This window comes from Micrococcus sp. KT16, from assembly GCF_003315015.1.
In the GTDB taxonomy this organism is placed as follows: Bacteria; Actinomycetota; Actinomycetes; order Actinomycetales; family Micrococcaceae; genus Micrococcus; species Micrococcus luteus.
Window position 1 is genome coordinate 25,257 of sequence record NZ_QNRG01000011.1, and the last position, 21,995, is coordinate 47,251.

19 protein-coding genes and 1 tRNA gene are annotated in these 21,995 nt (G+C 75.5%); 6 read left to right on the forward strand and 14 right to left on the reverse strand.

The genetic code is table 11. The features are described 5' to 3' along the window. Positions 1–35: 35 nt before the first annotated feature. Entirely contained in the window at positions 36–1,430 is a 1,395-nt protein-coding gene (gene pafA, locus DE149_RS09115; RefSeq protein WP_113914391.1) for a Pup--protein ligase, read from the reverse strand. Further along, positions 1,427–1,618 carry a ubiquitin-like protein Pup gene (locus tag DE149_RS09120; RefSeq protein ID WP_017488237.1) on the reverse strand — a complete coding sequence of 64 codons (192 nt, stop codon included), beginning with the start codon at positions 1,616–1,618 and terminating at the stop codon, positions 1,427–1,429. Before DE149_RS09120 ends, pafA begins: the two co-directional genes overlap by 4 nt. 124 nt (positions 1,619–1,742) lie before the next feature. Between DE149_RS09120 and DE149_RS09125 the strand changes: the two genes are divergently transcribed. After that, complete coding sequence (locus tag DE149_RS09125; RefSeq protein WP_036384792.1) at positions 1,743–2,207, forward strand: pyrimidine dimer DNA glycosylase/endonuclease V; 465 nt, start codon at positions 1,743–1,745, stop codon at positions 2,205–2,207. Between the two features lie 40 nt (positions 2,208–2,247). Next, entirely contained in the window at positions 2,248–2,841 is a 594-nt protein-coding gene (locus DE149_RS09130) for a cyclodeaminase/cyclohydrolase family protein (RefSeq protein WP_036384793.1), read from the forward strand. A 15-nt stretch (positions 2,842–2,856) separates the two neighbouring features. Here the strand turns inward: DE149_RS09130 and dop are convergent, their stop codons facing one another. Genes dop through DE149_RS09155 form a run of 5 tightly spaced genes read right to left on the reverse strand, consistent with a single transcriptional unit; the run spans position 2,857 to position 9,281 of the window. Then, entirely contained in the window at positions 2,857–4,584 is a 1,728-nt protein-coding gene (dop, locus tag DE149_RS09135; RefSeq protein WP_036336871.1) for a depupylase/deamidase Dop, read from the reverse strand. Then, positions 4,581–6,335 carry a proteasome ATPase gene (gene arc / locus DE149_RS09140; protein ID WP_036384806.1) on the reverse strand — a complete coding sequence of 585 codons (1,755 nt, stop codon included), beginning with the start codon at positions 6,333–6,335 and terminating at the stop codon, positions 4,581–4,583. The genes dop and arc overlap by 4 nt, the downstream gene beginning before the upstream one ends. Further along, on the reverse strand, positions 6,336–7,400 hold the full coding sequence (locus DE149_RS09145; RefSeq protein ID WP_036315172.1) for a tRNA (adenine-N1)-methyltransferase: 1,065 nt from the start codon (positions 7,398–7,400) through the stop codon (positions 6,336–6,338). A gap of 16 nt (positions 7,401–7,416) precedes the next feature. Beyond that, the gene (locus DE149_RS09150) at positions 7,417–8,544 is read right to left on the reverse strand and encodes a site-2 protease family protein (protein WP_036315175.1); all 1,128 of its coding nucleotides are present in this window, start codon (positions 8,542–8,544) and stop codon (positions 7,417–7,419) included. Then, a complete protein-coding gene (locus DE149_RS09155; RefSeq protein ID WP_051995261.1) occupies positions 8,541–9,281 on the reverse strand; it encodes an HAD family phosphatase in 741 nt (246 codons plus the stop codon). The genes DE149_RS09150 and DE149_RS09155 overlap by 4 nt, the downstream gene beginning before the upstream one ends. A 91-nt stretch (positions 9,282–9,372) precedes the next feature. Between DE149_RS09155 and DE149_RS09160 the strand changes: the two genes are divergently transcribed. Next, positions 9,373–10,323: a proteasome assembly chaperone family protein gene (locus DE149_RS09160; RefSeq protein ID WP_036315178.1), complete on the forward strand. Its 951-nt coding sequence runs from the start codon at positions 9,373–9,375 to the stop codon at positions 10,321–10,323. Positions 10,324–10,345: 22 nt separating this feature from the next. On the opposite strand, the gene mshC is transcribed toward DE149_RS09160, so the two are convergent. The 3 genes from mshC to DE149_RS09175 all read right to left on the reverse strand — a co-directional run bounded on the left by mshC (position 10,346) and on the right by DE149_RS09175 (position 12,800). Then, positions 10,346–11,614, reverse strand: coding sequence for a cysteine--1-D-myo-inosityl 2-amino-2-deoxy-alpha-D-glucopyranoside ligase (mshC, locus tag DE149_RS09165; RefSeq protein WP_036315180.1), 1,269 nt, complete (start codon positions 11,612–11,614; stop codon positions 10,346–10,348). Between the two features lie 64 nt (positions 11,615–11,678). Then, positions 11,679–12,512 (reverse strand): undecaprenyl-diphosphate phosphatase, encoded by an 834-nt coding sequence (locus DE149_RS09170; RefSeq protein WP_036315183.1) that lies wholly within the window; start codon positions 12,510–12,512, stop codon positions 11,679–11,681. A 69-nt stretch (positions 12,513–12,581) separates the two neighbouring features. Then, complete coding sequence (locus tag DE149_RS09175) at positions 12,582–12,800, reverse strand: hypothetical protein (RefSeq protein WP_036315190.1); 219 nt, start codon at positions 12,798–12,800, stop codon at positions 12,582–12,584. A 93-nt stretch (positions 12,801–12,893) separates the two neighbouring features. Here DE149_RS09175 and DE149_RS09180 point away from each other — a divergent pair, with 93 nt between their 5' ends. Then, complete coding sequence (locus tag DE149_RS09180) at positions 12,894–13,133, forward strand: DUF5703 family protein (protein WP_036315193.1); 240 nt, start codon at positions 12,894–12,896, stop codon at positions 13,131–13,133. A 52-nt stretch (positions 13,134–13,185) separates the two neighbouring features. On the opposite strand, the gene DE149_RS09185 is transcribed toward DE149_RS09180, so the two are convergent. Beyond that, a complete protein-coding gene (locus DE149_RS09185; RefSeq protein ID WP_036315197.1) occupies positions 13,186–14,511 on the reverse strand; it encodes a M20/M25/M40 family metallo-hydrolase in 1,326 nt (441 codons plus the stop codon). 116 nt (positions 14,512–14,627) lie between these two features. Here DE149_RS09185 and DE149_RS09190 point away from each other — a divergent pair. Both DE149_RS09190 and malQ read left to right on the forward strand, forming a co-directional pair. Beyond that, positions 14,628–14,711 (forward strand) — tRNA-Leu (locus DE149_RS09190). Between the two features lie 85 nt (positions 14,712–14,796). Further along, a complete protein-coding gene (gene malQ / locus DE149_RS09195; protein WP_036315200.1) occupies positions 14,797–18,306 on the forward strand; it encodes a 4-alpha-glucanotransferase in 3,510 nt (1,169 codons plus the stop codon). A 64-nt stretch (positions 18,307–18,370) separates the two neighbouring features. Here malQ and DE149_RS09200 read toward each other — a convergent pair whose 3' ends face one another. Genes DE149_RS09200 through DE149_RS09210 form a run of 3 tightly spaced genes read right to left on the reverse strand, consistent with a single transcriptional unit; the run spans position 18,371 to position 21,992 of the window. After that, the gene (locus tag DE149_RS09200) at positions 18,371–19,264 is read right to left on the reverse strand and encodes a MaoC/PaaZ C-terminal domain-containing protein (protein ID WP_036315203.1); all 894 of its coding nucleotides are present in this window, start codon (positions 19,262–19,264) and stop codon (positions 18,371–18,373) included. Between the two features lie 2 nt (positions 19,265–19,266). After that, positions 19,267–20,616: a 3-oxoacyl-ACP reductase gene (locus tag DE149_RS09205; protein WP_060974152.1), complete on the reverse strand. Its 1,350-nt coding sequence runs from the start codon at positions 20,614–20,616 to the stop codon at positions 19,267–19,269. Positions 20,617–20,648: 32 nt separating this feature from the next. Further along, positions 20,649–21,992, reverse strand: a complete 1,344-nt coding sequence (locus tag DE149_RS09210) for an acetyl-CoA C-acetyltransferase (protein ID WP_036315208.1) — start codon at positions 21,990–21,992, stop codon at positions 20,649–20,651. Between the last annotated feature and the right edge of the window lie 3 nt (positions 21,993–21,995).

Consider the following 21,995-nt stretch of genomic DNA (forward strand, 5'->3'; position numbering starts at 1 on the left):
GGGTCACCCTAACGGCGCGTCCTGGACGCGCGCTGTCAGGCGATCCGCTCGAACAGCCGGTCGACGGCGGCCGACGACGTGTCGAACGGGTCCTTCGTCACGATCGCGTGCAGCGGATGGTCGGTGAGCTTCAGGGTCGTCCAGTCGACGGCGTAGTCCAGGCCGTGCTCCCGGGCACGGGCCACGAAGTCCGCGCGCACACGGGCCCGGGTGGTGGGCGGGGCGGTCTCCACGGCGGACCGGGCGGCGTCCTCGGGCAGCAGGCGCGCGACGGCGCCGCGCCGCAGCAGCAGGCGGAACAGCCCCCGGTCGGGGTCGATGTCGTGGAAGGCCAGGTCCAGCTGGGCGAGACGGGGTGAGCCCCAGTCCAGGTCGTGGCGGGCCCGGTAGTCCTCCAGCAGGCGCAGCTTGATCGCCCAGTCGATGCGGTCCTCGATGCGGGACCGGTCACCGGTGCGGACGGCGTCGAGCACCTCGCCCCACAGGGTGAGGATCTCCCCCACCCGGTCGTGGTGGGCACCCTCCGCGGCGACGAAGGCGCGGGCCCGCTCGAGGTAGTGCTCCTGCAGCTCGAGCGCGGAGGCCTCCCCCTCGCGGAGCGCGATGCGGGCCGTGCCGGTGAGGTCGTGGGAGATCTGCCGCACCGCGCGGGTGGGGTGGGCGACGACGCGGTCCCCGAGCGGGAAGCCCGCCTCGATCATCCGCAGCAGCAGGTCGGTGGCGCCGAAGCGCAGCAGGTGGGTGTGCTCGGAGAGGTTCGTGTCCCCCACGATCACGTGGAGGCGTCGGTACTCGGAGGCGTCCGCGTGCGGCTCGTCCCGCGTGTTGATGATCGGCCGGGACCGCGTGGTGGAGGAGGACACGCCGTCCTGCACGAAGTCGGCGCGCTGGGAGAACGCGAAGTGGGCCGGGCCCTCGCCCTCGGGCCACGTGCCGGCGGGCACGACGCGGCCCGCGCCCACGAGGATCTGCCGGGAGACGAGGAACGGGACGAGCGCCTCGGTGAGCCGCCGGTACTCGGTGCGCCGGCGCAGCAGGTAGTTCTCGTGGGAGCCGTAGGAACTGCCCGAGGAGTCGGCGTTGTTGCGGTAGAGGTGGATCCGGCCGCCGACCCCGTCCGCGGCCATGCGCTCCTCGGCCTGGACCACGAGGTCGTGCAGCAGCAGGTCCCCCGCCCCGTCCGAGGCGATGAGCTCGTCGAGCGTCGAGCACTCGGCGGTCGCGTACTCGGGGTGGGACCCGACGTCGAGATAGAGCCGGGAGCCGTTGGCCACGAACACGTTCGAGGACCTCCCCCACTCGACGACGGGCCGGAAGAGATAGCGGACGACCTCTTCGGGGCTCAGCGGGCGCCCCTGCGGGTTCCAGTGCTGGACGCCGTACTCCGTCTCCAGCCCGAAGATCCGGCGGGCGCGGTCCGCGTCGGTCACTGGCCGCCCTTCTGGACGAAGCCCTTGACGAACTCCTCGGCGTTGGACTCCAGCACCGAGTCGATCTCGTCCAGCAGGCTGTCCAGGCCCTGGTCCTGGGCCGCGGGCTTCACGTGCGCCTGGCCCGCCGCGGCGCCGGTCTCGTCGTCGCCGCCGGACGGGCGTGGGCGGATCTGCTCCTGGGACATGGTGGCCTCCTCGTGCGTCGACGCGGGTCGGTGTGCTCCGTCCGCGTCCACCCATCCTGCCCCACGCGCGGGCCACGTTTCAGCCCCACGTCCCCGGGTTGCCCCACGCTGGCAGGATGGGGGCATGCGCCTGTGGACCCTTCATCCCCGCCACCTCGACCGCCAGGGCCTGACGGGCGCCTGGCGCGAGGCCCTGCTCGCGCAGGCCGTCCTGGCCGGCCGCACGCGCGGATATCGGGACCACCCGCAGCTGCTGAGGTTCCGGGAGCACCCGGACCCGTCCGGCGCCGTCGGTGCGTTCCTCTCCGGCCTCGAGGCCGAGGCCACGGCGCGCGGCTATCGCTTCGATCACTCCCGGATCGACCGGCCGTGCCCCGCCCCCGACGGCGCCGTGCGCATCCCGCCCGCCGGTCTCGCACCGATCCCGGCCACCACGGGCCAGCGCGACCTGGAGTGGCGTCACCTGTGCGCCAAGCTGGCCGCGCGCAGCCCCGCCTGGCTCGAACAGTGGTCGGACACGCCCGTCCCCGACGTGCACCCGCTGTTCACGATCGTCCCGGGGCCGGTCGCGTCCTGGGAGCGCGCCTGAGGGCGGGCCGCCGTCGGGCCCGGTCTGGCACCGTGGGGGCATGATCCGCGACGAGAGCATCGAGAGCTATCTGGGCCGCCTCGCCTCCGGCGAGCCCACCCCCGGTGGCGGCGCGACGGGCGCGCTGGCGGTCGCCGAGGGCGCCGGACTGCTGGCCATGGCGGCCCGGTTCAGCGCAGCCGAGGAGGACGCCCGGGCATCGGAGGGCCTGATCGCGGCGTGCCTCGGCCTCGCCGACGGCGACGAGCGGGGCTTCGGCGCCGTGGCCGAGGCGTTCGGGCTGCCCCGCGACACCCCGGAGGACCGGGCCCGGCGCTCGGCCGCGATCCAGGCCGCCCTGGCCGAGGCCGTCCGGCCACCCCGCGGGATCGTCGATGCCGCCGCGCGTGCACTGGACCTGGCCGAGCGTGTGCTGGACGCGGCGAACCCGAACGTGCTCTCCGACGTCGGTGCGGCGCTCGGCTGCGTCCGGGGCGGCCTCACCGCCGCCGCGGTGACCCTCGAGACCAACCTGGGCCCCCTCCGCGACGAGGGCCTGGAGGGCATCGTGCGCACCGACGTCGACCGGGCGGACCGTCTCGTCGCGCGGGCGGACGCCCTGCTGGGCCGCGTGCGCGCGGCCGTCACGGGCTGAGCGCCCGCCCCCGCCTCAGGCCCGTGCGCCGAACAGCGGCGCCAGCGTGGCCACGAGCGCCTCGTCGTCGGGCCGGGGCGCGGCGGCGTCCTCCCACCAGCCGGGCAGGTCCACGGCGGCGCCGACCAGCGGCTCGGCCAGGTGCAGCCGGTGCACCCGCTCCCCCGCCCCGCGCAGCAGCAGCGTCTCCCACGCGGCGCCGGCCACGCGGTCACCGTGGCGGCCCACGAGGTTGCCGCGGGTCCACGCGCGGGTGGCCCGCGGCGGCGTGGCGACGGCGGCACGGATCTCCGCCTCATCGGCGAGCGTCCGGAGGGCGCCGGCGGCCACGAGGCGGCGGTGCAGGGAGCGGGCCGGGCGCAGGTCGGCGTACTGCAGGTCCACCATCGCGAGGCGGGGGTCGGTCCAGTCCGCGCCCGTGCGGGCCCGCAGGCCCTCGAGGACGCGCAGCTTGGCCGCCCAGTCGGCGCGGTCGCTCAGGGACAGCGGATCCGCGGTGGCGTCGTCGAGGTCGATGGCCCAGGCCTCCAGCACCTCGCGCGTCTGCGGATCCGTCACCCCGAAGGCGGCGCAGTGGGCGCGGGCCGCGTCCAGGTAGGACCGCAGGATCTGCAGCCCGGTCCAGTGCCGGCGCACGGGGCCGTCCGCGGTGCGTTCGAGCAGCGGCACCGTGGCCCGCAGACCCGGGTCGTGGCTGATCGTCTGCAACGCGGCCACCGGGTCGTCCAGGGTGAGCCGGGGCGCCGTCCCGGCCTCGGCCATCGCGAGGACGAGCGCGGTCATGCCCATCCGCAGCCACGTGGCGTGCTGGCTCAGCGTCGCGTCGCCGATGATCACGTGGAGCCGGCGGTAGGCCTCGGGACGGGCGTGCGGCTCGTCCCGCGTGTTGACGATCGGCCGGTGGATCGTGGTCTCCAGCCCCACGGGCTCCTCGAAGTAGTCGGCCCGCTGCGACAGCTGGAAGCCCGGCCGCTCCCCCGCCGGGCCGAGCCCCACGCGGCCCGCGCCCACGAGCACCTGCCGCGCCGCGAAGAACGGCAGCAGGACGGCGGTGAGCTCCTCGAAGTCGAGGGACCGGGCCACGAGGTAGTTCTCGTGCGCGCCGTAGGACTGGCCCTTGCCGTCCACGTTGTTCTTGTAGACCAGCACCTCCGGGGCGCCCTCGGCCTGGCCGATGTGCTCGGCCGCCGCCTGCGCGACCAGGTCACCGGCGGCGTCCCACACCATGGCGTCCCGCGGGGTGGTCGTCTCCGGCGACGAGTACTCCGGGTGGGCGTGGTCCACGTACCAGCGCGCACCGTTGGCCAGCACGGTGGACAGGAGCAGGTGCACGGGCTCCCCGTCCGGGCCCACGAGCGCCTCGTCGGTCAGCTGCGAGGGGTGCGCCGCCGAACGCGGCAGCCGCCAGCCGCGGGCGTCCACGAGCGGCGACTCCCCCGTGTAGTCCCACTCCGTGCCGGCCACCGCCGAGCCGGACCGGGTGACCAGGTCCGCGTACGCGTTCACGAGCTCGACCGAGAGCACGCTGTGGTGCGCCCCCGGGTTGGCCGGCGCGTGGATGCCGAACTCGGTCTCCGTGCCCATCACCCGGTGCACGCCCCAGCCGGCGGCGTCCCTCCCGTTCGGGGGCACCGCCGCGCCGTGGAACAGCCGGCGCTGGCCCTCGAAGGCGGGGGTCGGGCCGACGTCGACGGCGGCGGCCCGGGCGAAGCCGTCCGCGGCCCCGCGGCCGAACGCGCTCATGCCTCGACCCCCCGGACCATGCGCAGCGAGCGCAGCCGAGGACCGCGCCAGCCGGAGGTGCGCGCCCACTCGGCGGGCGCGACCGTGGCCAGGAGGTCCGTCTGGTCCTCCAGCACCGCGGCCACGGCCTCGCGCAGGTGGCCCTCGCGGACGCCGAGCGCGGCCGGGGCCTGGCCGGCGGCCAGGTAGTCGCGCACCGCGTGCCGCTTGGCGCGGTCCACGACGTCGGCCACCACGGCGCCCGAGACGAGGTCGGCCAGGTGCAGGGCGTGGGTCGTGCCGGACACGTCCGTCAGCTCCGCCAGCGCGGTGTCCGCGCCGCGGTCGTAGAGGGCGGCGACCGTCCGGGCGATGAGCGTCGCGCGGGCCGCGTCCGCGGAGCCGGCCGCGACGACGTCGTCGGCGTGCAGGGGCACGTCTACGGTGAGGTGCTTGGCCATGATCTCCGCGGCGCCGTCGGCGTCGGGACGGTCCACGCGGATCTTCACGTCCAGTCGGCCGGGGCGGAGCACGGCCGGGTCGATCATGTCCTCGCGGTTGGAGGCGCCGATGACGATCACGTTCTCGAGGGCCTCGACGCCGTCGATCTCGGTGAGCAGCTGCGGGACGATCGTGGTCTCCACGTCCGAGGAGACGCCGGAGCCGCGCGTGCGGAACAGCGACTCCATCTCGTCGAAGAAGATGACCACGGGGAAGCCGGCGTCGGCCTTCTCGCGGGCCCGGTCGAAGATGACGCGGATCTGCCGCTCGGTCTCGCCCACGTACTTGTTCAGCAGCTCGGGTCCCTTGACGTTGAGGAAGAACGAGCGCTCGCCGTCCGCGCTGCGGGCCGAGAGGGCGTTGGCCACGGCCTTGGCGAGCATGGTCTTGCCGGTGCCGGGCGGGCCGTACAGCATGATCCCCTTGGGGGCGCGCAGGCCGTGCTCGCGGTAGACCTCGGGGTGCAGGAACGGGATCTCGACGGCCTCGCGGATCCGGTCGATCTGCGGGCCGAGGCCGCCGATGTCCTCGAATGTGACGTCCGGGACCTCTTCCAGCAGCACCTCGTCCACCTCGGACAGCTCGACCCGCCGCAGCGCCCATTCGACGCGGGCGTCCACGGTGACGGCGTCCCCGTGGCGCAGGTCGACGCCCTCCAGCGCGGGCGCGCGCCGCACCACGCGCTCCTCGTCCGCCGTGCCGGCCAGGACGAGGCCGCCGTCGGGCAGCGCCTCCTTGACGCGCAGCAGCTGACCCGACCCCGTGCCCGGGGCGACGCCGACGATCGAGCTGGACTCGTCCAGCAGCACCTGGGCGCCGGGGGTGAGGCGGGCGGCGTCGAGCAGCGGGGAGACCGTCACGCGCAGCCGCCGGCCGTTCTGCACGACGTCCGCTCCCCCGCGCACCACGGCGCCGGTCTCCACGCCCTCCTCGGGCTCGCGCGGGGCGTGGACGGCCTCGAGGGTGGCGAAGGTGAACGGCGGATGCGTGACGGCGTCCAGGTTCTCCTTGAGCGTGGCGATCTCGGCGCGCGTGGCCTCGAGCAGCTCGACCATGCGCCGGTTGTTGCGGGCGGCCGTCTGCGTCTGGGCCTCGGCGGCCCGACGGCGTTCGCTCAGGCCGGCGGCGTGCCGCTGGGCGGACTGCAGCTGGTGCCGCAGCCGTTCGGCCTCGGCCTGGGACTGCCGCAGCAGCTCCCGCGCCTCGGCGAGGCGCTGCTCGGCGTGCTCCGTGCCTGATTGCGCGTGGTGGTCCACCGGTGCTCCGTCCACTCAGTCCTGCACCCCGGTCGGGGTCCTCCCACCGTACGCGTCCACGCCCTGCTCGGCGGCGCGTGACCGCGCGGCCATGAGGCGGGCCTCCTTCGCCGCCTTGCGCGCCTTCTTGTCTGTGATCGGCCGTTCGCCGAGGGCCTCGGGCGTCCACCGGGCCTCGTCGGCCGGCTGCCAGGCCTCGACGTCCTCGGCTCTGAACTCGGAGACCTTGGAGCGCTTCTTCAGGCGCAGCGCCTCCTCGCCCGAGGCCAGGCGGCGGGCCGTGAGGAGGAAGCCGGTGTGCGCGACCATGCGGTGGTCGGGGCGCACGGCGAGCCCGTCCAGGTGCCAGCCGCGCACGAGGGTCTCGTTGGCCTCGACCTGCGTGAAGCGGCCCGAGTCCCGGATGGCCTCGGCCACGCGGGAGAGCTGGGTGGCGGTGGCCACGTAGTTCAGCCACACACCGCCGGGGGCCAGGACCTCGGCGACGGCGTCGAGGCATTCCCAGGGGGCCAGCATGTCCAGGACCACCCGGTCCACGGAGCCCGGCTCGTGGACCTTGGGCATCTCCTCCTGCGCGTCGCCGAGGTGCACCGACCAGGCGGGGTGCTCGGCGCCGAAGAAGGCCTCCACATTGGCCCGGGCGACGTCCGCGAACTCCGGGCGGCGCTCGTAGGAGTGCAGGCGCCCGTGGTCGCCCACGGCGCGCAGCAGGGACATGGACAGGGCGCCGGAGCCCACGCCGGCCTCGACCACGACGGCGCCCGGGAAGATGTCCGCCTGCTGCACGATCTGCGCCGCGTCCTTCGGGTAGACCACCGTGGCGCCGCGGGGCATGGACAGGACGAAGTCGTTCAGCAGGGGGCGCAGCACCTGGTACGGCTGGCCGGCCGAGTTCTCGACCACGACGCCCTCGAAGCCGCCGATCAGGTCGTCGTGCCGCAGCACGCCCTGGTAGCTGTGGAACTCCCCGCCGGGCAGCAGGGTGATCGTGTTGAGGCGGCCCTTCGCGTCCTTGATCTGCACGCGCTGGCCGGCCCGCAGGGGGCCGCGGCGCGCGCTCACGCCGGTGGGTTCGGTCATGGGGGGCTCCTTCGGTTCAGGGACGCCGCGTCGCGTCGACGGCGGCGAGGATCGTCTCGCGGGGCACCACGGAGCGCACGAGGCCGTGCGCGTCGGTCAGCACCCACACGGGGGTCTGGGGGTCGGCCAGGCGGGCGGCCAGGTCGGGACCGGCGGCGGGGACGTCGTCGCGGACGAGGACGGCCTCCGGAGCCAGGGCGACGGCGACCGCGGCCAGGGCGGTGGTCGTGCGGCGCGCCGGGGTCAGGCCCGCCGCGGCCGTGAGGTCCAGCACGCCGCGGGGCCGACCGGCCCCGTCCACGGCCACGACGGCGCGGCGGCCGCCGTCCGCCTGGGCCAGGGCCTCGGCGACGCTGAGGTGCTCGGGCAGGGCGATGGCGGGCGCCTCGACCTGCTCGAGCCGCAGGGTCTCCAGCCGGCGGCTCCAGCGCCCGTGGCGCACGGCGTCGTCCGCGCCCCGCCACAGCGTGAGGGCGACCCAGGCCGCCAGGACGACGACGAACAGGTCCGGCGCGCGGCCTGCGAGGGTCGGGGGGCCGAGCACCGCCGCGAGGACGCCCACCGCGACGACGCGCCCGGCCCAGCCGGCCGCCTCGACGCCACGGGCCCGGGAGCCGGTGGCGGCCCAGACGGCGGACTCGACCATGCGGCCGCCGTCGAGCGGGGTGCCCGGCAGCGCGTTGAACGCGGCCAGGAGGAGGTTGGCCCACACCGTGACCTCGAGCAGCAGGGCGGGAACGGACGGGCCGGGCACGGCGCGGGCCGCCAGATGGGCGAGGCCCGCGAGCACGAGGTTCGCGGCGGGGCCGGCCATCGCGGTGAGGACCGTGTCCAGCGGTCGAGCGGACGGGCTGCGGAACTGGGTGTGCCCGCCCCACAGGGTGAGCGCGATCTCCTCGGTGCGCTGGCCGAAGGCGCGGCCGGTGAGGGCGTGGGCGGCCTCGTGGACCAGGACGGAGAGGGCCAGGAGCACGGCGTACCCCAGGGCGACCGCGTAGGCGCCGCCGCCGATCGCGGGCAGCGCGCGCTGGATCTGCGGGCCGAACGCGAGGGTGATGACCGCGGCGATCAGGAGCCAGGACCAGGACAGGCGCACCGGCGCGCCGGCGATCGTGCCCAGCCGGACGGAGGCGGGCCCGCTCATCCGGCCCCGTCCGCCCCGGGCCCGCGCGCGGCGGCGATCCGGCGGACCGCGGCGAGGTCGGCCGGCGTGCGGCCGGCGAGCGTCGTCCACTCGACGGTCGCGAGCCCCGCCGGCAGCGGCAGCACGCTGGGCACGCCGACCGTCGGCAGGCCCGCGGCCACGGCCGCGCCGACGCCCACCGGGGAGTCCTCGACCGCCACACAGTCGGCGGCCGTCAGCCCCGGTGTCCGCTCGGCCAGCAGCTGCAGGCCCAGCTGGTACGCCTCCGGGTCGGGCTTGCCCCGGGAGACCATGTCCCCCGAGACGACGACGTCCAGCGTGCCCGCCGGCGCCCGCTCGGCCAGTGCGCGGGCCAGTGGGGCATGGGACATCGTCACGAGGGCGCCCGGCACGCCGGCCTCGGCGAGCGCGACGAGCAGCTCCCGGGCACCCGGCCGCCATGGCACCCCACGGACGACCCCCTGGACGACCTCGTCCATCGTCAGGTCGATGATCCGCTGCACGGGCAGGTCCAGCCCGGCCTCCTGCAGGCGGCGCGCTCCCTCGTCGAGGGGGCGTCCCACGAGGGAGGCGGCCAGGTCATCCGACCAGGTGCCGCCGTGCTCGACCACCAGGCGGCGCTGGACGGCGTTCCACAGGGGCTCCGTGTCCACGAGGGTGCCGTCCATGTCCCACAGGACGGCGCGTGGCAGGCGGCGGGCACGGTCGTCCGGGGCGGGCGCGGGGTGGCGGGGCATGGAGTGCATCCTATCGAGCGCCGCCGCCGGGGTGTGCGGGGCGGGTCGCGGGCCGTGGCCCCGTCGTCGGGCCGTGTCTAGGCTGGCCGCCATGACCGACGCTACCTCCGAGGACCAGCCGGACGACGTCCTGGGCCCGCTGCGGACCCACCTGACGGCGACCGTGGACGAGCTCGAGGCCGGGCGGCGGGCCCCCACGGTCCTGTTGCTGGCCTTCGAGGGGTGGAACGACGCCGGGGAGGCCGCGACCGGGGCCCTGGGCGCGCTGCGGGAGCAGTGGGACGCGGCGGACGCGGGACGGGTGTGCGACGGCGAGTTCTACGACTACCAGGTCACTCGACCCCTGGTCCGGCGCGACGCCGACGGGCTGGGGACGCTGGACTGGCCGGCGGTCACCCTGCACGAGGCGCTCCTGGACCGTGAGGGTCGGCCCGTCGCGGGCGAGGCTGCCCCGCCGGACGGGGTGCGTGTGCTCCTCGCCGTCGGCGTGGAGCCGAACGTGCGGTGGCGCGCGTTCCTCGAGGAGCTGTTCACGGCGGCCGACGCGCGTGACGTGGACGCCGTCGTGACGCTGGGCGCGCTGCTGGCGGACGTGCCCCACACCCGGCCCCTGCGCGCCCGCCCGACCTCGCCGCTCGTGGACGTGCGGGTGGCCGTCGGCGCGGACCGTCCGGTCTACGAGGGGCCCACCGGGATCATCGGCGTCATCGCGGACGAGGCCGCGCGCCGCGGCCTGCCGAGCCTCTCGCTGTGGGGGACGGTGCCCCACTACGTGGCCCAGGCGCCCTCCCCCAAGACGCTGCTCGGGCTGGTCGAGGCGGTCGAGGACCTGCTGCACGTGAGCGTGTCCACGCGCGGGCTCGAGGACGACGCGAGGGCCTGGCAGCGCGGCGTGGACGAGCTGGCCGCCGAGGACCCCGACGTCGCCGCCTACGTCCGGCAGCTCGAGGAGGCCCAGGACACCCAGCAGCTGCCGGAGGCCTCGGGCGAGTCGATCGCGCGGGAGTTCGAGCGCTATCTGCGCGGGCGCGGCGGACGCTGACGCCCGGCCGCGCCCGGCGGGGTCAGCGCAGGCGCAGACCCAGCAGCGCCGCCACGACGTCGACCACCGGCAGCGGGTCGGCGGCGGCCTCGGCCAGGCCCGGCAGGGTGCCGGCCGCCCATGCGTCGAGGGCCTCCAGCGCGCGGGGGGCGTCGAGGTCGTCCGAGAGCGCCGCGTGCACCGCGTCCAGCACGGCGACGCCGGCGGCGGCATGCGGTCCGTCCAGGGCGGCGCGCCAACGGGCCACCCGCGCCTGGGCGTCGGCCAGCACCTGCTCGGACCACTCCCAGTCCGACCGGTAGTGGTGCGCGAGGATCGCCGCGCGGACGGCCACCGGCTCGACGCCCCGCGCCCGCAGGCGGGAGACGAGTTCGAGGTTGCCGAGGGACTTGGACATCTTCTCGCCGTCCAGGGCCACCATGCCGGTGTGCGCGTAGGTGTGCGCGAGCGGCAGGCCGTCGACGGCGGTGGCGTGCGCGGCGGAGAACTCGTGGTGCGGGAACCGCAGGTCGGAGCCGCCGCCTTGCACCGTGAACGGCGCCGGCAGGTGGGCCCGGGAGATCACGGAGCACTCGATGTGCCAGCCGGGCCGGCCGGAGCCGAGCGACCGCCCGTCCCAGGCAGGCTCGCCCTCGCGGTGCACGCGCCACAGCAGCGGGTCCAGCGGGTCGCGCTTGCCGGGGCGGTCGGGATCGCCTCCCCGCTCCGGGAACACCGCGGCCATCTCGTCCAGGCCCATCGCGGAGACCTGTCCGAGGCGCCAGTCGGTCGCGGACTGGGCCGCGCGGACGTCGAAGTAGACGTCCCCGTCGGGCTCGCCGTCGCCGCCCGGCACGCGGTAGGCCCGGCCCGCCGCCAGCATCGTCTCGACGGCGTCCACCACCAGGCCCACCGCCTCGGTCGCGCCGACGTAGTGGTCCGGGGCGAGCACCTCGAGGGCGGCCATGTCCGCACGGAACAGGTCGGTCTGCTCCTCGGCGAGCGCGCGCCAGTCGACGCCGGTCGCCTCGGCCCGCTCGAGCAGGGGGTCGTCCACGTCGGTCACGTTCTGGACGTAGGCGACCTCGAGACCGGCCGCGCGCCAGTAGCGGTGCAGCAGGTCGAAGGCCACATAGGTGCTCGCGTGGCCGAGATGCGTCGCGTCGTACGGGGTGATCCCGCAGACGTACAGCGAGGCGCGCTGCGCGTCGTTGCCCGGATGCCGAGTCCGTCCCGTGGCGGTGTCGTGCAGCCGCAGCCGGTCGGGGCGGCTCGGCACGGCGGGCGGGGCGGGGGTGCTCCAGGACTTCACGGGACTCCTCAGATCGGGGTGGTTCGGCGGTGCCGGGCCGCCATGCCCGGCGGCGGGAGCGGGCTCAGGCGCTGATGACGCCCGCGCCCAGCAGGGCGAACAGGACGCCGCCCAGGAGGATGCGGTACCAGACGAACGGCAGGTACGAGTTGGTGCTGATGAAGCGCATGAGCCAGGCGATGACCGCGTAGGCCACCACGAAGGCGATCGCGGTCGCGACCAGCGTCTCCCCCATGCCGTACGGGCCCTGCGTGCCGGGATCGGTGAGCGAGGTGTACAGCTTGTACAGGCCGGAGGCGAACACGGCGGGCACCGCCAGCAGGAACGCGTAGCGGGTGGCGGCGGGCCGGGTGTAGCCCATGGCCAGGCCGGCCGCGATGGTGCCGCCGGAGCGCGAGACGCCCGGGATCAGCGCGAGGGCCTGGGCCAGGCCGTAGAGGACGCCGTCCCGCACGGTGAGCTTCTCGAGCGGCTTGGTCTGACGGCCGAGCCGGTCCGCCAGGGCGAGCAGGACGCCGAACACGATGAGCATGGTCGCCGTGATCCACAGCGACCGGAACTCCGTGTCGATCCAGTCCTCCAGCAGCAGGCCCAGGACCGCGATCGGGATCGAGCCCACGATGATCAGCCAGCCCATGCGCGCATCGGGGTCCGAGTGCGGGATCCGCCCCGTGACCGCGGCGCACCACCGGCCGATGATGCGGGTGATGTCGCGCCAGAAGTAGATGAGGACCGCCAGCTCCGTGCCGAGCTGCGTGATGGCCGTGAAGGCCGCCCCCGGGTCGGTCGCGGAGGGCAGGAACTCGCCCACGATGCGGATGTGGGCGGAGGAGGAAATGGGCAGGAACTCCGTGAGGCCCTGCACCAGGCCCAGGATGATGGCTTCGATCCACGTCACGGAGGGTCACTGTACGCCACGGCCCCGGGTGGGAACCCGGGGCCGTGCGATCCGTCACGAGCAGGACGGTCAGTCGTCGTCGTCCTCGTCGTCGAAGAGGTCGAGCGGGGTGACCTCCTCGGTGTCCGCGTACAGGGCGTCCTCGTAGGCCTCGAAGGCGTCGGCCACGGCGAAGAAGGCGGCTTCGACGGCGGGGTCGTCCTCGCCCCGCTTGTTCTGCGCGGCCACGAGGTGTTCGTTCAGGGCGGTGGTGAGGGCCTCGAGGGCCATGCGGGCGTCAGAGCTCATGGGTGAACGGTAACCCGGTGGCCGGTGACGCGGCCAGGGGTGGGCCGTGCGGGACCGGCCGCCGGACCCGACGCCGTCTGCCAGGATGGGCGGGTGCGTGAACAGCTGATGTCCTCGACCCTCGACGCGATCTCCCGCGGACAGAAGTGGGAGTACCTGGTGATGACGGTCGCCGCCCACGAGTCCCTCGCCGACGCCCGGCGGCGCCTCGTGGAGCACGCGGAGTACGGCCAATGGGAGCTGCAGCGCTCCGTGCACTACCGTGACGGGGCGCGCCGCTACTGGATGCGCCGCCGCGTGATGCGCGTGGCCTCGACCCTGCAGACCCTCTGAGGCGCGGGCGCGACGACGCCGCCCCGGCCGTCGTCGCCGCCCGCGGCCCGGATCAGCGCGGCTCCAGCATCCGCTCGAGCACCCGGCAGCCGAACTCGAGCGCGTCCACGGGCACCCGCTCGTCGATGCCGTGGAACAGGGACGTGAAGGCCAGGTCGGCGGGCAGGCGCATGGGCGCGAAGCCGTAGCCGGTGATGCCCAGCCGGGAGAGGGACTTGTTGTCCGTGCCCCCGCCGAGCATGAACGGCAGCACCTGGGCCTCGGGGTCCTCCGCCTGCAGCGAGGCGATCATCAGCTCCACCAGGTCCCCGGAGAAGGGGGTCTCCAGGGTGACGTCCCGGTGCTCGGGTGCGATGGTCACGTCGGGACCGGCGAGCTCGGCGATCGTGGCGAGGGCGGACTCCTCCTCCCCGGGGATCAGGCGCACGTCCACGGTGCCGGTGGCCGAGGACGGGATGACGTTGTGCTTGTAGCCGGCGGTCAGCCCCGTCGGGTTGGACGAGGTGCGCAGGGTGCCGGCCACCCAGGAACGGGCCTGCCCGAGCGCGTCGAGCTGCGGCGTCGGGTCCGTCTCGTCGAAGTCCACGCCCATGATCTCGGCCACCTGTTCGAGCAGCGCGCGCGTGGTCTTGGTGTACACGAGCGGCCACTCGTGCCCGCCGATGCGGGTCATGGCGCCGGCCAGCCGGGTGACCGCGTTGTCCGGGTGCGGGGCCGAGCCGTGCCCGGGGGCGCCCTCCGCGGTGAGGTTGAGCCAGGCGAGCCCCTTCTCCGCGGTCTGCACGAGGTAGGCGCGCGAGCCGTGCACCTCGGTGGAGAAGCCCCCCACCTCGGAGATCGCCTCGGTGCACCCGTCGAACACCTCGGGGTGATGGTCCACGACCCAGCGTGCGCCGTAGACGCCGCCGGCCTCCTCGTCGGCGAAGAACGCAACCGTCAGGGGTCGCCGCGGCCGGCGGCCCGTGCGGGCCAGGTGCAGCAGCACCGCGAGCACCATGGCGTCCATGCCCTTCATGTCCACGGCGCCGCGCCCCCAGATCATGCCGTCCTTGAGCTCGGCGCCGAACGGGTCCACGCTCCACTCGTCCGCCTCGGCGGGGACCACGTCCGTGTGCCCGTGGATGACGAGCCCCGGCGCCTCCGGATCCCAGCCCGGCAGGTGCCCGACGACGGAGACCCGGCCCGGCGCCGACTCGAAGAAGCGGGGGGTCATCCCCGCCTCGGTCATGAGCCGGGCGCAGTACTCCGCGGCCTCAGGCTCACCGACGGAGACGTTGCCCCCGCGGTTGGTGGTGTCGATCCGGATGAGGTCGCGGCAGATCTCCACGACGCGGTCCTCGGGGCGCGAGCGGGCGGGGTTCTCGATGTTCTCGACCATGGTTTTGAGCCTAGCCCGAACCCGTGCTATCTTTCTCGAGTTGCCCGGAGCGGGACGGACCGGACAGGACCGGAACGCGGTGGGCGACGGAGCCTCTCCCAGGGCTCCACCGATGAGCGCGAGTGGCGGAATTGGTAGACGCGCAGCGTTGAGGTCGCTGTGTCCGCAAGGACGTGGGGGTTCAAGTCCCCCCTCGCGCACCGCTCGTCGAGCAGCAGGGCCCCGGTCGTCACGACCGGGGCCCTGCGTGTTCCCCGGACCGGCGTCCCCTCTAGAGTGGTGTCTGTGCGACGGCAGGCGCCGTCGGTGGAACCGCACGACGGCATGGAGGACCTGATGGCCCTGGAAGCCCCCGCACTGCTGCACCGGCTCGCGCGAGCCCACGGGGTGCAGCCCGAGTACGTCGGGCAGGACGGCTCGGCCCAGACCGTGCCGGACGAGGCCCTCGTGAAGGTGCTCGCCGCCCTCGGGGTGTCGGTCCGTCCGGACGGGGTCGCCGCTCTGGCCGAGGCGCTGGAGGAGGCGGAGACGGCCCCCTGGCGGGACGTGCTCCCGCCCACCGTGGCCGCCCGGTCCGGCCACCGCCTGTCCGTGCCGTGCCACGTGGCCGCGGGCGAGCCGGTCGTGGCCCGCGTGCGCACGGAGGACGGGCGGACCCTCGAGGTGAGCGTGAGCGAGCCGGTGTCCGAGGTCCGCCTCGTGGACGGCGTCGAACGCGAGCGCGTCCACGTTCAGATCCCCGCCGACCTCGCCCCGGGCTGGCACCGGCTGGAGGTGACCAGCGGCTCCGGCTCCACCGCCTCCGCGGTCCTGGTCTGCGCCCCGACCCGGCTGAGCACGGCGCGTCCCTTCCTCGAGCGCCGCGGCTGGGGCGCGGCCGCGCAGGGCTACTCGGTGACCTCGGCGGACTCGTGGGGCATCGGCGACGCGGCGGACATGGCGTCCCTGGCCGAGATCGTCGCCCGGCACGGTGCCGACTTCCTGCTGCTGCACCCCCTGCACGCGATCGAGCCCGGCCCCCATCCGGCGGACTCCCCCTACTCCCCCGTCTCCCGTCGGTTCCTCTCGGCGCTGGTCGTGCACGTGCCCTCGATCCCCGAGTTCGCCGACCTGCCCGCCGCGGAGCAGGCGGAGCTGCGGTCGGCCGGCGCCCGCGTCCAGGCGGAGCTGGAGCGCACCGGCCGGATCGATCGGGCCGCCGTCGCCGCCGTCCTGTGGCCCGCGCTGCGCCGCGTGCACGAGGTGCCCCGCTCCCCCGAGCGCGAGGCCGCCTACGCACGGTTCCGCGCCGAGGCCGGCCCGGGCCTGGACGACTTCGCCCTCTGGTCCGTCCTGCGGCTGGACGGCGACGGCACCGGACCCGATCTCGCCGACCCGGCCTGGGCGCCGGGCGGGGTCGAGGCGGAGCGGGTCCGCGTCGAACGCGCGACCGACGTCGACCTGCACCGCTGGGTGCAGTGGATCGCCGCCGAGCAGCTCGCCGGCGTGCAGGAGCGGGCCCGGGCGGCCGGCATGCGCATGGGCGTCATGGTGGACCTGGCAGTCGGGGCGACCCGCGAGACCGCGGACGCGTGGATGCTCGGGGACGTGCTGGTGCCGACCATGTCCGTCGGCGCGCCGCCCGAGCTGTTCAACCAGCTGGGCCAGGACTGGTCGCAGCACCCCTGGCATCCGCGCCGCCTGGCCGAGACCGGCTACGCCGCGTTCCGGGACATGCTGCGCACCGTGCTGCGCGGCGCGGGCGGCATCCGGATGGACCACGTCCTGGGGCTGTTCCGCCTGTGGTGGATCCCGGAGGGCGCCGGTGCCACCCAGGGCGCGTACGTCGAATACGACCACGAGGCGATGCTCGCCGTGCTCACGCTCGAGGCCGAGCGGGCCGGCGTCGTCGTGGTGGGCGAGGACCTCGGCACGTTCGAGCCGTGGGTGCAGCGCCGCCTGGCCGAGGCCGGCGTGCTCGGCACGTCGATCCTGTGGTTCGAACAGGAGGACGGCGAGCCCACCCCGCCGGAGCGCTACCGGCGGCTGGCCATGGCGGCGGTGAACACGCACGACCTGCCGCCCACGGCCGGTTACCTCGAGGGCGTCCAGGTGGACCTGCGCGAACGGCTGGGCCTCTACACCGTGGACGTCGCCCAGGAACGCCGCCGGTCGGCGGAGGAGGTGCGCGCGTTCCTCGCCGCCGCGGCCCGGCGCGGGCTGCTCGCCGAGGCGGACGTGGACGTCCCCGACGCCGGCCCCGAGGTGCGCGAACGCCAGATCGTGGCCCTGCACCGCCTGCTCGCGCAGGCGCCCTCGGCCCTGCACAGCGTGGCGCTCGTGGACGCCGTGGGCGAGCGGCGCATCCAGAACCAGCCCGGCACCCTCCAGGACCAGTACCCGAACTGGACTGTGCCGCTCGGCGACGGCGCCGGACGGATGGTCTCCGTCGAGGACCTGGCGGACTCGGCGTCGGCGGCCCGGCTGTTCGACGCCGTGGACGCCGAACTGCGGGCGTCCGTGCCGGTGGGGATCGGGGTCAGCCTGCACACCTCCCCCCTGGCCCAGCCCGGCCGCGGCGACGCCGGCGGCATGAACGTCTACGTGCGGCAGGCCGCCGTGGCCCTGGCCCGCCGGGGCGTGCGGATGATCCTGCTGACCCGGGCGGAGGAGCCGGTGGGAGCGGATGGCGCACGGGTCCGGATGCTGGACGCCGGCGGGCAGGCCCCGCCGGTCACGGTCGTGGACCTCGCCGCCGGGCCGTCCGCTCCCGTGCCCAAGGAGGAGCTGGCGGGACTGGGCGCCGAGTTCACCCGCGCGGCCCTGGACTGGCTCGCCTCGGACGCCGTGCCGGGCGGTCCCGTCCTCGGTGGCGCGGACGCCCCGCCCGTCGCGTTCGTGCACGGCCACTACTGGCTCTCCGGGTCCACCGCCGCGGCGCTGGCGCGGGCGGCGCACGCCCCGTACCTGCAGACCATGCACACCACGGCGGCGGCGAAGATGCTCGAGGACCCCGAGCTGCGCGAGCCGGCCGCGCGGATCGAGGCCGAGCGCGAGGTCGCCGAGCGGGCCGACCTGCTCGTGGTCAACTCCGCCGCCGAGGTCGCCGACCTGCGCGAGCTGCTGGACGTGCCCCGCGCCCGCACCCGGGTGCTGCCCCCCGGGGCCGACCTCGAGACGTTCACGCCGGAGGGCGCCGCGCAGTGGCCGGGCGCCCCGGACGACAACGGAGCCCTGCGGGTTCTGTTCGCCGGCCGCGTGCAGCGGCACAAGGGCCCGCACCTGCTCGTGGCCGCCCTCGGTGTGCTGCGCGAGCGGGCCGGTGGCACGGGCGCCGACCCGGGTGTGCGCCTGCACGTGAACGGGGCCGCCTCGGGGGGCGACGAGCTGGACCTGGCGAGCCTGGCCGCGGAGGAGGGGGTCGCCGACCTGGTGACGTTCTCCGGGCCGGTGCCCGCGCCCGCCCTGGCCGCCCAGTTCCGGGCGGCGGACGTGGTGGCGATGCCGAGCGCGTCGGAGACCTACGGCCTGGTCGCCCTCGAGGCACAGGCCTGCGGCACGCCCGTGCTGGCGCACCGGGTCGGCGGACTGGTCTACGCGGTCCTCGACGGCGTGTCCGGCCGCCACGTGACGGCGGGCACCCCTGAGGCGTGGGCCGATGCCCTGGCCGAGATCCTGGCGGATCGTGACGCCTGGGCCGCGTTGGGGCCCGGCGCCGTGCGTCACGCCGCCGGTCACTCGTGGGAGGCCTACGCGGACGGGCTGCTCGAGGCCGTCGCCGCCGTGCCGCGGCGGTCGCCCGGGCCGGACGCCTGAGCCGCCGCGCTCACCGGCCCGCCGGGACGGGTGGTCCCGGCGGGCCGACGCGTCGGCCCGGCCGTCAGGGCTCGAGCGGAGTGATCTCCCCGGAGAAGTGCGGGCGCCGGCGCCGCGCATCCCAGCCCCACACGCGCGTGCCGCCGTCGGGCCCGGGCTCGTAGCGGACGGCCACGGTGGTCGGCAGCACGACGGGCGCCTCGAAGTCGATGTGCCAGCGGAACCCGGCGCCGGCCGGCTCACGGCCCTCGAGCATCCGGGCGGCCAGGAACATCCCGTGGGCGATCGCGCCCTTCATGCCGAACAGTCGAGCCGAGACGCCCGTCAGGTGGATCGGGTTCCAGTCCCCGGAGACGCCCGCGTACCGGCGTCCGGCCCCCGTCCCGAAGCGCCACTGGGCGGTCGGCGTCGGGGGCACGAAGTCCGGGCGGGCGGGCCGCTCGGGACGCAGGCCGGAGAGGTGGACGCCCTTGGCGAGGTACCGGGAGACGCCCTCCCACAGCAGTGCCTCCTCGCCGTCGTCGCCGGGCCCCTCGACGGTCACGACGACGTCCACGGCGGTGCCCGCGTGGTGCGGGACGAGACCCACCGCACGTGCGGTGACGCGCAGGGCGGTCTCCGCCGCGACGGGCCGGTGGTGCAGGACGGTGTTGCTCAGGTGCACCAGCCCGGGCAGGGGCAGCGGGAACTCGGGGTCGGCCATCAGCTCCATGGCCGCGCCGAACACCTGGGTGTGCACCAGGACCGAGGGCAGGTCCGCCGGATTGGCGGACCCGACGGCCCCGCGCCACGCGGTCACGGCCTCGGCCGGGATGCGGTGGCCGGTCACGACCACCTGACGGTCCGGGAGCTCGCGGGGACGGCGCCGACGGACGACGGCGTCCGTGGCGGCCCGCCCGGCGGCCCGGACGTAGAGCCGGCCGAGGGAGGGCGGGGCGGACAGCTGCGTGGTCTGCATCCTCACGCCCCCAGCTTCGACTGGCCGCAGACCCGCAGCGTGGCCCCGTTGGTGCCGCCGGCGGCGTCCGAGGCGAGCCAGGCCACCGTCTCGGCCACGTCCTGCGGCAGGCCGCCCTGCTGCAGCGCGTTGAGCCGCCGGCCCACCTCGCGCGTGGCGAGCGGGATCTTCGCGGTCATCTCGGTCTCGATGAAGCCCGGGGCCACCGCGTTGATCGTGCCCCCGCGGGCCGCGAGGACCGGGGCGGACGCCGCGGTCAGGCCGATGACCCCGGCCTTCGAGGCCGCGTAGTTCGTCTGGCCGCGGTTGCCCGCGATGCCGGAGATGGAGGCCAGGCCCACGATGCGCAGCCCCTGACCCGCCACGTCCCGGGCGTCCTCGGCGAGGAACGCCTCGTTCATGGCCAGCTGGGCCGTGGTGTTCACGGCGAGGACGGAGTCCCAGCGTGCGGCGTCCATGTTGGCCAGCATCCGGTCCCGGGTGATCCCGGCGTTGTGCACCACCGCGTCCATCCGGCCGTGCCGGGTGCGGCAGTGCTCGAGGATGCGCGCGCCGGCGTCCGGCGCCGTGATGTCCAGGGCCAGCGCGGTGCCGCCCACCTCGTTCACAACCTCGGCCAGCGCCTCGCCCGCCGCCGGGACGTCCACACCGACGACGACGGCCCCGTCGCGGGCGAGCGTCCGAACGATAGCGGCGCCGATGCCGCGGGCGGCACCCGTGACCACGGCCACCTTGCCGGCCAGCGGGCGCGCCGCGTCGGCGGGGACCGCGCCGTCGGCGGTGGCGACGGGCACGAACTGGCCGGAGACGTACGCCGCACGGCCGGAGAGCAGGAACGCCAGCGCGCCGGCCGCACCGGGGGCGGTGAGCGGCACACCCTCGCCCAGGACCAGGCCGTTGGCCGTGCCGCCGCGACGCATCTCGTGCGCGATGGAGCGGGTCAGGCCCGTCACGCCCTGGCGGGCGGCGCGCAGGGTCGGGTCCGTGGCGGCCTCGGGGTCCTCGAACACGGTCACCACGCGCGAGGAGGAGCCCAGCGAGCGCAGCGCGCCGCCGATCTCCAGCGCCACCGCGCCGAGGTCCGCGGGCGTGGCGACCCCGTCGAAGCACGCGACGATCGCCGCGTGGCGGGCGCCCTCCCGGGGGGCGTCGGCGACCTCGAGGCCCCACGAGGCCAAGAGGGTGCGGGCGTCCGCGGCTGCGGGGGTCGCGCCCAGGACGAGAACGGAGCCGGGCAGCACGGGGTCGCCGGGGGTGTGCCGGCGCAGCTCGACGGGCTGAGGCAGGCCCAGGGCGCCGGTGAGGCGGCGGCCCAGGGGCGAGGCGACGAAGGTGCCGTAACGGTCGGTCATGGTCGGTCCTCTCGGGTCGGGTCGGTCGGGGCTCAGCGGCCGCGGAGCAGGGCGACGATGCCCTGGCCGCCGGCGGCACAGACGGAGATGAGGCCGAGGGAGCCCTCCCCCTTCTCGTGCAGCATCTTGGCCAGCAGGGCGACGATGCGGCCGCCGGTCGCGGCGAAGGGGTGACCCGCCGCCAACGAGGAGCCGTGCACGTTGAGCCGGGCGCGGTCCACCGAGCCCAGCGCACCCGGCAGCCCGAGGCGCTCGCGGCAGTACTCCTCGTCCTCCCAGGCGGCGAGGGTGGACAGGACGGTGCCGGCGAACGCCTCGTGGATCTCCACGAAGTCGAGGTCGTCGAGGGTGAGCCCGTGCCGGGCCAGCAGGCGCGGGACGGCGTAGGCCGGGGCCATGAGCAGGCCCTCGTGCCCGTCGACGAAGTCCACGGCGGCGTTCTCCATGTCCACGAACTCGGCGAGCACGGGAAGCCCGCGCTCGGCGGCCCACTCCTCGGAGGAGAGCAGCACCGCGGAGGCGCCGTCGGTGAGCGGGGTGGAGTTGGCGGCCGTCATGGTCGCCTCGTCCCCCAGCTGGCGACCGAACGCGGGCTTCAGGCCGGCCAGCTTCTCCGGCGTGGAGTCGGGGCGGAGGTTGTTGTCGCGGGCCAGGCCGTGGAACGGGGTCACCAGATCGTCCATGTACCCGGCGGCGTACGCGGCGCCGAGGTTCCGGTGGGAGGCCGCGGCGAGCTCGTCCTGGGCCTGACGGGTGATGCCCCACTTGTGGGTGGTCAGGGCCTGGTGCTCGCCCATGGACATGCCGGTGCGCGGCTCGCCCGCACCGGCCGGCTCGGGCACGAGCTGCCCGGGGCGCAGCTGGGCGAGGGCGCGCAGGCGGTCCTTCATGGTCTTGGCGGTGTTCAGCTGCAGCAGCACGCGGCGCGCACCGTCGGAGAGCGAGACGGGTGCGTCCGAGATCGAGTCCACGCCGCCGCCGATGGCGGAGTCGAGCTGACCGAGCCGGATCTTGTTGGCCAGGGTGCCCAGGGCCTCCATGCCGGTGGCGCAGGCCACCTGGACGTCGGCGGCCGGGGTCGCGGCGGAGAGCGCGGAGCCCAGGACGGCCTCGCGGGTGAGGTTGAAGTTGCGCGGGTGCTTGAGGACGGCGCCGGCGGTGACCTGACCGAGGCGCTCGCCCTGGAGCCCGAACCGCGCGACGAGGCCGTCGAGCGTGGCCGTGAGCATCTCCTGGTTCCCGACCTCGGCATAGGCGGTGTTGGCACGGGCGAAGGGGATGCGGTTGCCGCCCAGGATGACGGCGGGGCGCAGCGCTCCACCGGCGACGGCGGGGCGGGAGGCGGTCTCGGACGCGGGGGTCTCGTGGTGGGTCATGAC

Excerpts from the sequence above, each read along its gene's own strand:
- DE149_RS09120 (WP_017488237.1), bottom strand. The coding sequence starts at position 1,618 with ATGTCCCAGGAGCAGATCCGCCCACGCCCGTCCGGCGGCGACGACGAG.
- DE149_RS09125 (WP_036384792.1), top strand. The coding sequence starts at position 1,743 with ATGCGCCTGTGGACCCTTCATCCCCGCCACCTCGACCGCCAGGGCCTG.
- DE149_RS09130 (WP_036384793.1), top strand. The coding sequence starts at position 2,248 with ATGATCCGCGACGAGAGCATCGAGAGCTATCTGGGCCGCCTCGCCTCC.
- dop (WP_036336871.1), bottom strand. The coding sequence starts at position 4,584 with ATGAGCGCGTTCGGCCGCGGGGCCGCGGACGGCTTCGCCCGGGCCGCC.
- DE149_RS09145 (WP_036315172.1), bottom strand. The coding sequence starts at position 7,400 with ATGACCGAACCCACCGGCGTGAGCGCGCGCCGCGGCCCCCTGCGGGCC.
- DE149_RS09150 (WP_036315175.1), bottom strand. The coding sequence starts at position 8,544 with ATGAGCGGGCCCGCCTCCGTCCGGCTGGGCACGATCGCCGGCGCGCCG.
- DE149_RS09155 (WP_051995261.1), bottom strand. The coding sequence starts at position 9,281 with ATGCCCCGCCACCCCGCGCCCGCCCCGGACGACCGTGCCCGCCGCCTG.
- DE149_RS09160 (WP_036315178.1), top strand. The coding sequence starts at position 9,373 with ATGACCGACGCTACCTCCGAGGACCAGCCGGACGACGTCCTGGGCCCG.
- DE149_RS09175 (WP_036315190.1), bottom strand. The coding sequence starts at position 12,800 with ATGAGCTCTGACGCCCGCATGGCCCTCGAGGCCCTCACCACCGCCCTG.
- DE149_RS09185 (WP_036315197.1), bottom strand. The coding sequence starts at position 14,511 with ATGGTCGAGAACATCGAGAACCCCGCCCGCTCGCGCCCCGAGGACCGC.
- DE149_RS09200 (WP_036315203.1), bottom strand. The coding sequence starts at position 19,264 with ATGCAGACCACGCAGCTGTCCGCCCCGCCCTCCCTCGGCCGGCTCTAC.
- DE149_RS09205 (WP_060974152.1), bottom strand. The coding sequence starts at position 20,616 with ATGACCGACCGTTACGGCACCTTCGTCGCCTCGCCCCTGGGCCGCCGC.
- DE149_RS09210 (WP_036315208.1), bottom strand. The coding sequence starts at position 21,992 with ATGACCCACCACGAGACCCCCGCGTCCGAGACCGCCTCCCGCCCCGCC.